We start from the raw sequence: 16,720 nt of genomic DNA on the forward strand, positions 1-16,720 counted from the left end.
ATAAACCCTAAATCCAAAAAAAGAAAAAAAGAAAAAAATTTTATGAGTCGTCCTCTATTTTTAAATTTTTATTTTATTATTATATTTTTTATTTTAGTTTTTTACATTTCCATATAATTATTATATTCATTATATGCATTACATTCATTATACACATTATATTCCTTATTTTAATTCCATATCATTTATCACGTATTAAAAATATTATACTAAGTTTATGCTAACCCAATACTATTTTTATATTATTTTTCAAAATATCAATTTAATCTATTTCAAAGTTAATACGAATAATAATAATAATGTTTTTAAATTTAAAAAACATTTAAAAGTTCAATATCTATTATAAAATTATTTAATCAAAATAAAAAATTTCAATATATAATATAAAAATATATAATATAAAAATATATAATATAAAAATAAATAATTAGTAAAATTTAATAAATCATTTTTAGAAAAATAAAATAAGTATATGAAAAATAAATAAAATAAATAAGTATAAAATAATTAAAAGTATTAATATATAAAAATAGGAGATATATTAACTATTTAATGCTACTTTATTATATACCCTTTATTGATAAGAGTTTCTCCAAGTAATTCAATAGCTTCTTTCTCTTCATTACTTCCAACTTTATTAATAACTCTTTTTGATTCTTTAAACCTATCTAAAAAATATCTTTTTTTGTCGTTATTAACAATATCCATTCTAGTAAAATTTACTAAAGATTCTATTAAACAATAAAAACCCCTATTAGCTGCTTTTGCACATTTATTATTTAATATAATCTCTTCAACATTGGCAAGAATAACTTTAGCCTCTGATTTTTTAATAGGATCACTTTTTTTAAAAGCATTCTTTACATCACTTACCTTACACACCAAATAAGCATCAACATCTTTTAAAACAGGTAAATTTCTCTCCAAATGATTATTCAAGTACTCATGATTAATATTATGTCTTTCAATATTATTATCTATAAAATATTCTTTAGGAATATTTTCTATTGTGGCTAATGTGAATAAAATAGGATTTAGAGTTATATTAACGATGAATTCATTTTTTAAAAGAATATTACTTAATGTATTACTACCTTCAAATATACGACACATTATTACATCTTTATCCTTACATATAACCCCAATAGGAGCCCCATTTTTATTATTTTCGTTATCAAGAGTTGTTATTATAGTTTCATACTGCTGTCCTTTTTTCATTCCCACAGAACTTAAATTAATATTCATAATATTATTTATATTTAAGAAGTATTTAATTATAATTATTTGAGGTTTTAAATTAATTTAAATATTATTAATAAATATTAAATTTAAAATAATGTATATATTAAATTTAAAAATAATTTAGGAATTTAATAAATAGTAATAAAATTTAATAGAATATGATAAATTTTTATAAAAATAATAAATTTCATATATTTAAATTTTCATATTATAATAAATGAGCATATAATCTAATAGTTTAATATTAAAATGAATTAAATTATAAACTATGAGTTATATGATTAGAATAATATATAAAAATTTATAATTGATTTATAATATTATTAAATGCTGAATTTATCTTAAAGTTTAAATAGGATAATCAATAAAACTATTTAAGATAAAAAATACTTAAAAACATCAAATCAGTTGGAGATACAATGAAATACAAAATGTACAGTGAACTATTCGAACAACCTGATTCAATTAGAAAAACATTTCAAATGGAATTAACTAATATGGACAAAATAGCTACTAAATTATCTAAAGTAGACCGTATTTATCTAATTGGTTGTGGAAGTTCTTTATCAACAGCTTACACATCTAAAGATGCTCTTGAAATGGTAACTAACTTAAATATTGATGTTTTTACAGGATATGAATTCTATTATAATAAGAAGATAGATGGAGAAAATTCCGCAGCAATATTTACTTCACAGTCTGGTGAAACAGTAGATACACTAGCAGCACTTAGAAGAGCTAATGAGTTGGGAATACATACAATTACTATTTCTAATGAAAAAGAAAGTTCAATGGTTAAAGAAGCAAAAGATGCCATAGTGACAAGATGTGGAAGAGAAGAAGCAATTTTAGGGACTAAGACCTATGTAACTCAACTATCAACATTATATTATATCTTATTCTCGGCTTCAGATTATGAGAAAACTGATGAACTACTAAGAGAACTTAAATCAATCCCTGATTTAATGGAAAAACTTATCGAAGATACTGAAGAAGAAAATAAAAAATTAGCATATAAACTAAAAGATGAAGAAATATTTTATGCAATGGGAAGTGGACCAAATTTTGGACTAGCTTATAAATTAGCTATGACTATGCTAATGGAAGGTGCATTAAAACATTCATGCCCATTATATTCAGCAGAGTTTAGACATGGATTAATAGAAAGAGCAGAAAAGGATGTCCCAATTATAATATTAGATTCAAACTATCCTTCTGATGAGATAACTAAAAAAGCAATTGAATTCTGTAAAAAAATAGAGGCTAAAACTTTAGTTTATAAAATGGAAGATTATTCTAAAATAAATAATTTATTATCCCCATTTATACTTGTTATACCATTAGAATGGTTTGTATTTTACTTAGCACACTATAATGGAGAAGATCCAGGAAGTACTAGACATATAGGAAAAGTAAGATATGAATAATTATAAAACTAATTTTTAAAAATAAAACAAGAAAAGAATCAAAAAATAAATTATATTTATATTATAAAAAAATAATAAGGAATTATAAATTTAGTATTCCTATTAATACCATAGTTTAATATCCTTATTTACTATAATTATTTAATATCTACTTTTAATTTTTTAACTTCAATTTTTGGAAGTTCTAAGAAAAGAACACCATTAGTAAATTCTGCTTTTGAATCATCCATTTTTACTTTATTTGGTAAAGTAACTGTTCTTTTAGCAGGACCATATGTTCGACCTTTAATTAAAAATTGACAGTCCCCTTCACAAGATTCTTCAGAAGGATCTCCAAAGAAAGTGGTTATTGTTAAATCCCTATCAACAATTTCTACATCAATTTCATCTTTTTCGACACCTGGAAGATTTACTTTCACATAAAAAGTATTGCCTGCATCTATTAAATCTAAATCAATTTTGCCAGGAGCTGTTTCTTTATATTCACTTATTTTACTATCAAAGTCTTTCTGAAAAGATTTAAGGTTAACAAGTATATCATCCATAGTCTTTCCAAAATCATTAGCCATTCTTCCAGCTACATTTTTTCCTTTTTCTACACGTTTATCTACTTTTCCTGCAATTTCATCATATTTATCTTTATCAAGTTTAGGTTTTTCAGACATAATTTTATCTCCTTATAAATTTAATTTATAAATTTTCTATCACTCGCTTATTTATTTCAAAATATTAATATTATATATTATCCCAAGTCATTATTATAACTTTTGGTTATTAAAAAATTTTTTTAATTCATACAGTTATAAAGATGCAATTAAAATTTTAATATATTAATATTATTAGTTTTTTTATAAAAAAATATAGTAAAAATAGGAAAATAATGATTTAAACCTAAAATAACATATAAAAAAAGAAAAATGAAAGAAAAATATAATAAAAAAATAAAAATACTAAAAATAAAAATACTAAAAATAAAAATACTAAAAATAAAAATATTAAAAATAATTAATATGATATAAAATAAAAAATTTATATAAAATATTCAGAAAAAATAGAAAAAATAATAGAAATTAAAAAATAAATAACAAATTAATAAAAATAATCAATAAAGATTATCAATAGGATAATTAGAAAAATACCAAGTAATATTTACTAATTATTAATAGTAATCCATATCATCATCATTTTTTTCTCTTTCTATCTTTTTCACATTAGATAATTTAGAAATTATATCTTCTATTCCCTTACCTTCATAAGCAGAAATAAATAAATAATCATCAATTTTTTCTAAATAATTATTCAAATAATTATTATTTGAATTAGAATTAATTTCTAAATCAGAATCACTATTTAATTCAATTTTTTCAATATCTTCCTTATTTTCATTAGCAATGTCTATTTTATTAAAAAGATAAACCATAGGAACATTAAAAATTCTCTTGATTTCTTCAGAAAGATTATATTGACTCTCTATAGGGAAACCACAAGTTTCTGAAACATCAATAATGAAGAAAATTGCATCAGCTAAATGTTCAAGAGCCACCATCGCATTTAATTCAATTTCATTCATATCTAAAATAGGCCTATCTAAAAGACCAGGAGTATCAATAATCTGTATTTTTTTCCAGTCTCTTTCAAGATGCCCAATTTGAATACCTTTAGTAGTGAAAGGATAATTAGCTACTTCCGGAGTAGCATCGGTAATCTGACGAAGCAAAGTAGATTTTCCAACATTTGGAAATCCTGCTATCACAATAGTAGTTGCTTCAAAATCAATAGTAGGCATGTTTCTAAGATTAGATTTAGCAAAATCTAAAAAATCAAGATCTTTTTTGATTTTATTTACAACAGAAGCTATTCTACCATAGGCTTGTCTTTGAAGAGTTGAAGCTTTTTCAGGCGAAGATCTACGAATTCTACTAGAATAATCTTTTTCAAGCTGAGTTATTATTCCATAAGCCCAATTTAATGCACCCAATGATTTTTTCATGTCATCTACACCCACAGTGATATCAATATAATCTTGATAAAACTCAGGAAGTGTTTCAATATTAGGAACTCTATCCAAAACCATTTTAAGCCTGTCTTTAATTACTTGACAGGCCGTAATAACCCTTGTTTCTTCAATTCTCTTAGCTTTTAAATGTCTTGGAATTTTTGAAGTCCTAGCTAAGTCTGCTGCTTTTTTCCCTCTCCTAAATCCCTTATCTAAAAGTTCATCAGGAGTTGGAATAGTTGGAATCATCATAATATTAACCTAAATATATAAATTTATTAATTAAGAATTCATTTTTAAAAGAATTAATTTTAAATTTGTCAAAAATAGAACAATGTAATTTACTATTATTTACCTTTTATTAAACTACCTTAATAAAGATTTTCTAATAAATACAAAAATAATTCAAAATTAAATTAAATATTTAATAAACATTCAAAAACAACATAATTATAATTACTAATATCATTATAATTACTAATATCTCAAGATTAATAAAAAACGCTTTTAAAATAAATTAATCTTTGAAAATTTGTCCTTGAAATGTATAAACCATTGTTTCTTTTGAAATCCAACAATCAGAAGATAATCCTGCTTTTAAACAAGTATTAGCTAGAAATGTTTTAACATCCATATTATGTTCAGTTGCAACTTGTGGTAGAAGTAATCCTTTATTAAATCCATTTTCAATAATTAAACCATCCTTACCAACAATTATCTCATTTAGATAATCAGAAGGATTATTCAAATCTAAAAGCTCAGGTTTTGTTAAAACAGTTACTTCAAGGCTAATATCTTTTAATTCTTCTTTATTTAATTTAGGAAATCTTGGATCATTTACCGCTGCAGAAATAGCTACATCAATTGTAGCATCTATAAGAGGAGCTATTGGCTCAGGATACCCAATACAACCCCTTAGATTATTATTTTTATTTAAAGTTACAAAAACACCTAATTTTTCCTTCAAATGTTTGGGACAATCTTTTGGAACATTAATTTTTGTACCATTATTTAAATAATTCTCAATAGCTAACTTAGATACATTTATTAAATATTTTCCATCGTCATTGGTTAACATGTTTTAAAAAGTCTCCCATTAATTACTAAATAAGTTGAAAATTATAAAAATTTACTAAGATTAAAATAAGAGATAATTAAACTAATTAATTCAAAAATCAGTTATATTATTTATAATAATCTTTTAATCAATATTAATATGTTTAAAATAATATTTAAAAATATTGAATTAAAAAAGTTATTTTATCAAAATAATAAAAATAATAAAAAACAATTTCTAAATATATAATAAATTATTATATTAAAAAGAATTAGGTTATAAAAGATTATTTATATATATTATAAATGATAATTAAAGTAAAAAATAATATTGAACTTTTAAAACTATTAAAAAAAAGATTCACAGTTATAATCACGATTTTTAGGAAATAAAGGATTATACATTTTAAAATGTAATAACTCTTGGGGGGAGAACACAAAAATGTATAATTCTTTTTAATTCCTTGCCCATATTCTAAGATTAGATTATTATAATGTTATAATTTAATAATCTTATTTGAATGAAATTTTCTTATTGGAATGAAAATTCGTTCTAAAATATGAACAATTAATAATTATATCATAATCATATATAAACATTGCTATTTAATGTTAAAATTGAGTTGTTATATGTAATAATATACAAAACGAATGAAAAATATATATAGACAAATAGAAAATATATATAGGGAGTTTAAAGTTATGAACACAAAAGATCGCATAATAGAAGCAACATTTTTATTATCACTTGAATATGGATATAACAATGTATCCATCAAACAAATAAAAAACAAATGTAACATAGCTGCTAGTTCAATTTATCACCATTTTGAAAATAAAGATGAAATATTATCTTATTTAGTAGATAAATACATCATGAGTATTATTGATTATGAAAGAGACCATACAAAGGATCTTGATGTTTCTTTAATGAAAAAATTAGAAATCAATTTTTATTATGCAATTGGAATAGATTTATTAAATAATAAAAAACCACTAATAATAGAAGGAAATCATATAAACACAAAAAAATATTATCTTATGTTTACAGGAATATATCATCAAAATCCCGAGTATAGAAATTTATTTAGTGAAGCAATAGAAGATATTTTGAATTTTTTTAAAGAATTAATAGAAGAAGGGAAAGATAAAAAAGAAATAAGGGAGGATATTAATTCAGAAAAAATGTCGCTTTTTATTTATTCAAATATGAGAGGTACAATAGAAATATGGTTAAATTCTGATTATGAACCGAAAACACTTATAGATTCTAATCTGGAACTTATAGAAAAAATACTGCAATAAATGTCACTAAAAGAAAAATTAATAAAAATAATCAAAATTTGATGAAAATTAATTAAAATATAATAAGAAATAATTAAAATTTAATAAGGCAATAATGAAAATTAATTATTAAACAAAAATATTATAAAATAATGATAATAATAATTAGTTACTGCCCCCAACAGTAGCATTCAATATTTTTGTGTGTGGACCACCGTCTCCAACAGGAGCAACTTGTCCAGATTTTCCACAGAACCCGATTCCCAGTTTAAAATCACTTCCAATAGCATCTACATTTTTTAAAGTTTCCAAGACATTTCCTGAAAGTGAAACATCCCGTAAAGGATTTGTTATTTCGCCATTTTCAATTTTAAATGATTCGGCAGCATTGAATTGGAATATACCTTTACCAGTATCGACTTGACCCCCTCTTGAACCTTTAAGATAAATTCCATTAGAAACATCTTCAATTAATTCTTCAAAGCTCATATCTCCTGGCTCTAAATAAGTATTACTCATTCTGACTATTGGTTGTTCACTTATTATTGATCTTGCATTTCCTGATGATTTCATCCCTAATTTTGATGCAGATTCCCTTGAACTAAGTAAAGATACTAATTCTCCATTTTTTACAAGTTGGTTCTTTTTAGTTTTAACCCCTTCTCCATCATAAGCATAATAACCAAAACCATCTTTATTGCTTGCATCATCCACAATATTAACAATATCTGATCCAATTTTTTGATTTAATTTTCCCTTTAATATTGAATCATTTTGAAGAATCAAATCAGCTTCAACTGCGTGGCCTAATGCTTCATGTATAAATACACCCGTTAATTCATTATCAGCTAAAATAGAAAAATTACCAGAAGGTGGTGTGCTGGCTTTTAAAAGCCTATTTGCTTTTTCACCAATATTTCTACCAAAATTTTCGATATCTTGTTCTTTTAAAGCCTCAAACCCTTTTGCACCCCCAATACTCCCATGTCCAAATTGAATTATATCTCCAGAAGATGCAGCAGCATTCAAAAATAAACCTATGCGAGTTTCATCCATTAAAATAGAACTTCCTTCGCTATTTAAATATATAGACTTCGATTCACTGTCCGAATAATTGACAGTAGTGCTTAATACATTATCAAAGGTTGCAGACTTACTAGCATCAGTTATTATCTCCTTTTTATCCTCAATACTTACATCACTAACAGGAATTTTTCTAGGAGTTTTTACACTATCTTCAATAATTTCAGTTTCAGCTAATTCTACATCACCTTCTAAAACATTTGATAATTTTATTGCAGTTTCAGCTATTTCATTTAGTTTATTTAAATCATTTGTAAATGCGAATCCCCATGCACCATTTTTTAAAACCCTAATTCTTACCCCAATATCTATTCCAGTGTTTACCTCTTGTATTTTATTGTCTTTCATTACAATATTAGTACTATTTCCTTTAGAAGCCTTTATATCAACATAGTCGACTTTTGAAATTATATCATCAATATTTTTTATGAAATAATCCATATTTTCTTCCATTTTCTCGCCTTAAATAAATAATTTTATTAAAATTCATTAGTTAATTGGATAAAATTTATTAATTATAAAAAATTATCCATAAAGTTCAATATTAAATAAAATACTATTTTATTATTCATTAAATATTATTTAGTATATTTTTTATTAAAATATTTGATTATTATTAAAATATTATACACCATAATAATAAATATTTTACTAATATATTACTATTAATATCCTACTTTACAAAATCCTATATTATTCACTTATATTATTTTAATTTATCTTATTTAATATTACTCCTATTCTAATTTATCTTATTTAATATTACTCCTATTCTAATTTATCTTATTTAATATTACTCCTATTCTAATTTATTTCATTTAATATTCCCACTATTTTAATTTACCTTATCTTAATTTATCTTATTTCATATTTACCTTATTTTATTTTAATTAATGATAATATTTTCTTATTTAAACCTTCTAAAAGAATATTTATTTTTTTATTCTTATTTATTTTTATAAAATTATTTATATTAGTATTTAGTTAATTCTTAGAGAATATATATTTTGAAATTTGGCCTTGAAATTTATCAAGCAAATAATTTAGATTTTAATAAAAATTTTTAAAATTTTTAAAATTAGAGCATATTGCCCATAATCAAAAATTAAAGAATAAGTATAAGTTATAAGTTAAATTACTGAATTATTACTGTTTTTAGAGTAACATTTAAATAGCATTATTAATAATTAAAAATAAGTAATTGAAAATAAAGGCTCAAATTAGTAATTAAAGATAACTTATAACTTATTATTATATATTAAACGAGGAAAATGATTTCTGAAATTTAAAATTAAATATCAAAATTACTTAAAAAAATAAAAAAATATACTTCTAAAATATTATTACGATTCCAAATTTTGAAAATACGAAATTAGATAAATAAAAGAAATAATAATTTTCTACTAGTTTTATGGGGGAGATATCATGATAAATATCATGAAAATCGTGGCAGGAATTGGTTTTTATTCTATAATAGAATTCAAACCTGAGAATATTTAATAAAAATTCTCAAAAAAAAAAACAATTAATATAATGCTTTATTTAGATAACCTTTTTATTTAAATAACCTATTTTAATATTTTAATTATTCTTATAACATCCATATTTTAAAATAAGAAGTAAATAAAGATTTTTAATTCAATTAAAGATCAATGAAACAATTTGAATTAAAAAAGTAAAGTATTTTAAATTACTATACATTGAAAAATTGAAATTTAGTTTTTTCATTAATTATATTTTTCATTAGTTATAGGAGAATATATGGATATATTTTTAGAATACATTATGAAAAATGGATTTATAAACATGGAAATTGAATAATCAATTTTTGAAATAATAAAAACTATTTTTAAAAGCATAATCCCAAAATTTTAAAAATATAATTCAAAATTGAAATTTAAGATAAAAATTTACTAGTAGGAGAATGAAAATTTGAAAATTATTAATAAAAACTTCTTTATGGGAATTTCTTTAATACTTATAATATCATTATTTTTTATGTCATCTGCAACAGCGAGTACAATTACAGTAACTGCAAAACCAAGTGCAAATAATAATTTAGCATATAAAGATTACACGATAACTTGGGAAAATCACTGTCCCCTGTGCGGACATGAAGGAACTTTAGTATTCAATCCAAAAGGAACTTATGAGGGAGAATTAACATGCTCTCATTGTGGAGCGGATTATTGCGCAGTTACTGGTAAAGATAAAAATTGGAAAGGGCCTAGAGCCTGTTTAAAACATCATGTAGAAAAAAATAACACTACTAATTATGAAAACTATAATTTAATGAATAATACAAGTGAAAATTACCAGCAAATACTTTTTAGAAGTATCTTATTGAATATTATAAACTTTACATCATATCCTCAGATTACAGTATTAGGAAATATGATTAATTAAAAATTAAACTCTTAAAAATGATATTTTAATATATAATTTAAAATATACTATAATCAAAAATAATAAAAATAGTAATAAAAATAATAATATTAATAATAATAGAAAATAATAGCAATATACTAATAATGAGAAAAATCATGTAAATATTTAAAATTATTATTAAAATTTAGAATAATATACATTAATTATCAAAATTAATTCGTGAAAATACAAAAATATTTATATTAATAACTACTTAAAAAAAAGATGTAAGTGTTGATTTTATCATCAAATAAAATCTTAAAAATTATGAAATTAACACAAAATCTAACACAAGAGGTGAAAAAATGCTAATTGAACTCGATTTACAACATTTCTGTTGTGGTCCTAAAGGCTGTGAAATCGAAATCACCTATGGTGAAATGATGGATGCAGAATAAGTTTTTAAATTATATTAAATTTAGTATATAGCAAATTATGATATTAAATATATTATATAATATATTATACTATAAAAAATTTAATTAAACTTATAATCTATCTATTTTATTAAGTAGATTAAAATCTACTTTTATTTTTTTTATTGATTTTAAAGATATATTATTTATTAATAATAATAATAATAAAAATAATAAATAAAAACATATAAAAAACTAAATTTCCTAAATAAATATTAGCTATTTTTACAATTAATCTAATTAGATAATTACTCTAAATTAAAATACTCATTCTAAATTAAGATATTTATCCTAGATTTTAAAATTAATAATTTTTGATGATTTTTATTAAAAATTACTAATTTTAATTTAATTTAAATCAAATCAAATATTTCTTTTTATTAAAATATTATTTTTAGTTTCTTATTTATAATATTAGCTTAATATAATTTAATAAACAGATTAATTGATTAATTATTATGATTATAAAGAAATGAAAAATTAATATAAAATATAATATATAAATTAATATAATTAATATTTTTAAAAATATAAATATAAATTAAAATAGGATAATTAATATTTATTAAAAGGAAATTAAATATTAGAGGCATTAAATGGTAATTATTATTGGATCTGGAGCAGGAGGAGGTATTTTAGCTTTAGAGTTATCAAAGAATAATATTCCTGTAACCATAATTGAAAAAGGGCCTTTTATAGATTCAAAAGATGCCCATAATTATTATAAAATACATAGTGATGATACAGATATTCTAAAAACAGAGTGCTTGGGCGGTACAACAACAGTTTCTGCAGGTAATGGTATCCGTGTTCTTGAAAAAGAATTAGAATCAATCGGAATATTAATCCATGAAGAATTAGATCAAGTTGACAAATTATTATCCATTCATGAGATGGATGACAAGCATTTTGGAGAGGGTAACAAAAAATTTATCGAATCTTCAAAAAAACTTAATATGAAACCTTTTAAAATGCCAAAATTCATTAGAGATAAAGATTGCATACCTTGTGGCAAATGTACATTTGGATGTCCAAAAAATGCTAAATGGACATCAATTGACTTTATAAAAAAAGCAATGAAAAAAGGTGCTAATCTATTAGATAATACAGAAGTTTTAGAAATAATTGTTAAAGATAATATTGTAAAAGGAGTTCTTGTTAAAAATAAAAATAATCAAGAAGAAACTATTTTATCCGATATAGTTATATCTTCTGCAGGAGCCATAAACACAGCCATATTACTTCAAAAAATAGGATTACCAGGAGGTAAAAAGTTGTTCATGGATTCATTTGTTACAATAGGAGGAATAGTAAAAAATATTGGATTTAATAAAGAAGTACAGATGAATAGCCTTATAAAAGGAGAGAATTATATTCTTTCACCCCATTATGCACAATTTATTGCAAATGAACTTAAAAATAAAGGTGCTAAAGAATCAGATATTTTAAGTATTATGGTTAAAATTCCTGATGACAACTATGGTCAAATTAAAAAAGGGAAAGTAATTAAAGAAAATTCAATTAAAGATATCAAATTCATAGCAGAAGGCTCAGCTGTTGCAGGAGCTATTTTAATTGAATCAGGAGTTGTTCCCGAATCAATTGTTTCAACTAATCTTAGAGGAGCCCATCCTGGTGGAACAGCAGCTATTGGGGATTTAGTTGATTTAAACCTTGAAACGAGTGTTAAAGGATTATATGTTAGTGATGCTAGTGTTTTACCAAAATCACCAGGAGCTCCACCAATTTTAACAATATTGGCATTGTCCAAAAGACTTTCTAAACATCTAATATCAATAATAAAAGATTAAATAAATAAAAAAAGATTAAAAAATGAATTAAAGATTAGTAAAACGACTTAATTTAAAAAAAATAATAATCTAAATTAATTATAAAATAAAATAATCAATGACTAAAATAATTAAATAAATAGATAAAATAATTATAAATAAATATAAATAATTAATAAATAAAAAATCAACTAAATAAATACATTTAAATAATAATTAGAAAATAAATTAAATGATAAATTAAATAATAATTAGAAAATAAATTAAATAATAAATTAAATAATAAATTAAATAATAATTATTAATTATATATTAAATAATGATTAATAAATAAAAAAATATTAAATAAATTGGAGGAAAAAAAATAATTTTTAATAATGAAAAAATTAAGGTTAATAATAATTTTAAAAGAATATTTATATTACTAATTTTAATATCCATTTTCGTGGTTGGAATTCAAGCAGCATCTGCCAGTACAGTTATAGTTAAAGATTGGGGTACTGGAGGAGATGTTACAAAAAATAGTTTGATAAAGAAAAATATTCCAAAATCGAATATTACAACTAAAGTTGTTAAAGCTGCAAAAAAAGGAACCCCTATTGTTAAATTTGGAAATGGGAAAGGTAAAAAAACACTTATTGTTGCAGGAGTTCATGGAAGTGAACTTTCATCACAGGTTGCAGCAATGAAACTCATAAACTATTTAGATAAGAAAAAAAATATAAAGGGGACTATATATGTTATACCCTTTGTAGCTCCAAAAGCAACCTCAAAAAACCAAAGATTTTATAATAGCAAAAACTTGAATTCTATAGCTAATAAAAAAGGAAGTATAACAAACAAAATAATGCTTACTGCACAAAGAATTAATATTGATGCTGTAGGAGATTTCCATTGTACAATGCCTGGTGGAAATCCTGGTAAGAATATAATAATGGGTTCAAAAGTTCCAACAATAGCAAGTGCAAAAATGGCCATTGGAATTTCAAAAATAACAAAACATGCTTATAAAAATTATTATATGGCTGGTAAAGACTATCCTGGTGCTCTTGAAGATGTTCTAAATTTAAAAGGTATCCCATCAGTGACTTGTGAAGTTAAGAGCCCACATGGAACAATAGCAAAAGGAAGTATAACTTCCTCTCTAAAACAGATGCTTGGATTTTTAAAATATAATAAAATTATTTAATACAATTAGTATTGTTACTATAATGCAATTAGTATTATTATAATAAAATTATTATGTTACTATAATAAAATTAGTTAGTTATTATTGTTATAATAAAATCAACATTATTTAAAGATGATATGAAGTTAAAATTGTTTATCTATCTCTTTTGCATCAATTAATCTTTCACAATAATGACATCTTAAAAGTATTGGAGATTTTTTTATCAAATGAAATCTAGATTCAATTGGTTCATTTGCATTGGTAATACAGTTTGGATTGACACATTTAATGATTGATTTTAATTCCTTCATAAATCTAACTTTATCTTTAGCAACAACATTATAATCCCTTATTATATTGATTGTAGCTTGGGGAGCGAGAAGCGCAATTTGATCAAGTTCGCTGGAATCTAATTCCCTTTTTTCTATTTTTACTATATCTTTTTTTCCAGCTTTTCCAGAAGAAACATTCATAGCTATTGTAACATTAGTATCTTCATTAGGAAGTCCTAAAATTTTTAAAACATGAAGAGATTTATTAGCTGTAATATGATCAATAACAGTCCCATTTTTAATTGGTTCTACTTTCATTTCAGGTTTTTTCATAAGATTATATTTTATATTAAATTTTATTTAAAATTTTTTATTTTAAACTTAATATTAATAAAATCAATAATATAAAAAAAATAAATGTTAAAAATTTAATACAATAAACTAAATACAGTAAATATATTAAATATAGTAAATATATTAAATATAATAAATATACTAAATATAATAAATATACTAAATCTAATTTTAGAAATTAAGATTATTCAATAATTAAATCAACAAAAGAAAAGTTATCCACATCAAATAATCCTTTATCACTTAATTTTAACTTTGGAATAACTAAAAGAGCCATGAATGATAAAGTCATGAATGGAGCATCAAAATTACAACCTAAATCTTTTATTATTTTATTAATTTCAATAATTTCATCTGAAACTGTGAAAACATCTTGATCGCTCATTAAACCGGCTATTGGAAGTTTTAGAATTTTTTCAATATTTTTAGAAACCACAGCTAATCCTCCGTGATTTTCATGAATTAAATTTACAGCCTTAGCCATGTCTTTAGAATTTGTTCCTAAAACAATGATATTATGAGAATCATGAGCAACACTAGAAGCAATAGCCCCATTTTTTAGATTAAAACCTTTAATAAATGCATTAGCTATATTATTATTTCCATATCTTTCAACCACAGCTAATTTTATAATATCTTCATCGATATTTTCTTGAATAATTCCTTCATTCACATTAAGAAAAGCACGATATTCATTTGTAATTAATTCTCCTTCAGTAACCTCAATAACCCTTACCTCAATAGTATTCTTAGTATTCTCATTATTTTTAGTATTTTTAATGTTTTTAGTGCTTTTAATGTTTTTACTGTTTTTAGTATTTTTACTGTTTTCACTGTTTTTAATGTTTTTAGTGCTTTTAATGTTTTTATTATTTGATGAATCATTTGTATCAACATATATATTAAAACAATCTTCTGTTTTTTGATTAAGAATAAAAGTATTTTTTAAAGTGGATTTTTTAGGTTTTATGAATGATTCACCTCTTGATGCTACTAATTTACCACCGATAATAGTTTTTTTAATGTTTAAATCTTTTAAATTATCAATTAAAGTAAAATTAGCCTTTTTACCAATATTAATAGAGCCAGAATCAAGATTATAATGTTCAGCAGGATTTATAGTTACCATTTTAATAGCCTCAATAGGATCAATCCCAAAACTAATAGCTTTTTTAATTAATATATCTAAATGTCCTTCTTTTAAGTCACTTGGTTCTTTATCATCACTAACCAAAAAATCGAAAATAGGATTTTTTAAAGCTTCCTCAAAATCATTAACAGAAACTGAACCAAAAAAATCTTGATTTGAGAAAAGTGAAATTCTATCCTTCATATTGAAAAGAGCATTCATATTTTTAGCAGAAGACCCCTCTCTAACCATAATTTTCATACCCAGATTCTTTTTTTCAATAGCTTCATTAAAGCTTACAGATTCATGATCAGTAGAGATATCAACAAATTCATTTTCAATATTACTCCCATAATCCTCTATATTTTTAATTTTGGTTTCATCTATTGCTTTTTTAAAAACATTTACATATTTTTCTAAATCTTCACCAAATACTAGAGGAGCATGTCCATCAATAGGTTTATTATATTTTTTAGCCACATTTAACTTATCGATTATATCTTTATCCCTATTTATAACTCCTACAAAGTTCATTACTTCTCCTAAAGCCACAACTTCATCTTTAGACATTAATTTATCAATAGCAAAACTATCTAAAAAAGCACCATTTGTTTCAAAATTAGTAGCAGGAACACAAGAAGGAGCAGAAAAATAAAAATCAAAAGGAACATCATTTCCATTATTTATCATAAATTCAATACCTTTTAACCCACAAACATTAGCTATTTCATGAGGATCAGCTATTACCGAAGTAGTTCCATAAGGAACAACGGCACTAGCAAAGTTAGAAGGAGTGAGAAGAGAACTTTCAATATGTATATGAGCATCTATAAAACCAGGAACTAAAATCCCTTCAAAATCAAGATCTTTATCAAAATCAGAAGAATTAGAAGATAAAACATCAATATTATCAATATACCCATTTTTAATAGTTATTTTCCCAATATATATTTCATTAGTAAAAACATCTAAGATATTTGCTTTTATTGAATTAAATTCTTTATAATACATAATAATCAATTAAATTAATAAATTAAATTAATAAAAATATTTTTGTTAAATATATTTTTGTT

12 protein-coding genes are annotated in these 16,720 nt (G+C 22.7%); 5 read left to right on the forward strand and 7 right to left on the reverse strand.

Annotated elements, in window-relative coordinates:
* Positions 1–555: 555 nt before the first annotated feature.
* Positions 556–1,245 carry a DUF447 domain-containing protein gene (locus Q0087_RS01845; RefSeq protein WP_297897889.1) on the reverse strand — a complete coding sequence of 230 codons (690 nt, stop codon included), beginning with the start codon at positions 1,243–1,245 and terminating at the stop codon, positions 556–558.
* A 416-nt stretch (positions 1,246–1,661) separates the two neighbouring features.
* Between Q0087_RS01845 and Q0087_RS01850 the strand changes: the two genes are divergently transcribed.
* Positions 1,662–2,669: an SIS domain-containing protein gene (locus Q0087_RS01850; protein ID WP_297897890.1), complete on the forward strand. Its 1,008-nt coding sequence runs from the start codon at positions 1,662–1,664 to the stop codon at positions 2,667–2,669.
* A 137-nt stretch (positions 2,670–2,806) separates the two neighbouring features.
* Here Q0087_RS01850 and Q0087_RS01855 read toward each other — a convergent pair whose 3' ends face one another.
* The 3 genes from Q0087_RS01855 to Q0087_RS01865 form a co-directional block, all read right to left on the reverse strand.
* Positions 2,807–3,334: an Hsp20/alpha crystallin family protein gene (locus Q0087_RS01855; protein WP_297897892.1), complete on the reverse strand. Its 528-nt coding sequence runs from the start codon at positions 3,332–3,334 to the stop codon at positions 2,807–2,809.
* 494 nt (positions 3,335–3,828) lie between these two features.
* Complete coding sequence (locus tag Q0087_RS01860) at positions 3,829–4,917, reverse strand: NOG1 family protein (RefSeq protein WP_297897894.1); 1,089 nt, start codon at positions 4,915–4,917, stop codon at positions 3,829–3,831.
* Positions 4,918–5,182: 265 nt separating this feature from the next.
* Positions 5,183–5,743, reverse strand: coding sequence for a TIGR00296 family protein (locus tag Q0087_RS01865; protein WP_297897896.1), 561 nt, complete (start codon positions 5,741–5,743; stop codon positions 5,183–5,185).
* 680 nt (positions 5,744–6,423) lie between these two features.
* Between Q0087_RS01865 and Q0087_RS01870 the strand changes: the two genes are divergently transcribed.
* Positions 6,424–7,026: a TetR/AcrR family transcriptional regulator gene (locus Q0087_RS01870; RefSeq protein WP_297897897.1), complete on the forward strand. Its 603-nt coding sequence runs from the start codon at positions 6,424–6,426 to the stop codon at positions 7,024–7,026.
* A gap of 144 nt (positions 7,027–7,170) precedes the next feature.
* On the opposite strand, the gene Q0087_RS01875 is transcribed toward Q0087_RS01870, so the two are convergent.
* Positions 7,171–8,541, reverse strand: coding sequence for a TldD/PmbA family protein (locus tag Q0087_RS01875; RefSeq protein WP_297897899.1), 1,371 nt, complete (start codon positions 8,539–8,541; stop codon positions 7,171–7,173).
* A gap of 1,479 nt (positions 8,542–10,020) precedes the next feature.
* Here Q0087_RS01875 and Q0087_RS01880 point away from each other — a divergent pair.
* The 3 genes from Q0087_RS01880 to Q0087_RS01890 all read left to right on the forward strand — a co-directional run bounded on the left by Q0087_RS01880 (position 10,021) and on the right by Q0087_RS01890 (position 13,910).
* On the forward strand, positions 10,021–10,494 hold the full coding sequence (locus tag Q0087_RS01880) for a hypothetical protein (protein ID WP_297897901.1): 474 nt from the start codon (positions 10,021–10,023) through the stop codon (positions 10,492–10,494).
* Positions 10,495–11,527: 1,033 nt separating this feature from the next.
* On the forward strand, positions 11,528–12,742 hold the full coding sequence (locus Q0087_RS01885; protein ID WP_297897903.1) for a GMC family oxidoreductase N-terminal domain-containing protein: 1,215 nt from the start codon (positions 11,528–11,530) through the stop codon (positions 12,740–12,742).
* A gap of 424 nt (positions 12,743–13,166) precedes the next feature.
* Positions 13,167–13,910 (forward strand): succinylglutamate desuccinylase/aspartoacylase family protein, encoded by a 744-nt coding sequence (locus Q0087_RS01890; protein WP_297897905.1) that lies wholly within the window; start codon positions 13,167–13,169, stop codon positions 13,908–13,910.
* 125 nt (positions 13,911–14,035) lie between these two features.
* On the opposite strand, the gene pyrI is transcribed toward Q0087_RS01890, so the two are convergent.
* Complete coding sequence (gene pyrI / locus Q0087_RS01895; protein WP_297897907.1) at positions 14,036–14,497, reverse strand: aspartate carbamoyltransferase regulatory subunit; 462 nt, start codon at positions 14,495–14,497, stop codon at positions 14,036–14,038.
* Between the two features lie 205 nt (positions 14,498–14,702).
* Positions 14,703–16,658, reverse strand: a complete 1,956-nt coding sequence (locus Q0087_RS01900; RefSeq protein ID WP_297897909.1) for an adenine deaminase — start codon at positions 16,656–16,658, stop codon at positions 14,703–14,705.
* Positions 16,659–16,720: the final 62 nt, after the last annotated feature.

This window comes from uncultured Methanobrevibacter sp. (assembly GCF_937881195.1).
Lineage (GTDB): Archaea > Methanobacteriota > Methanobacteria > Methanobacteriales > Methanobacteriaceae > Methanobinarius.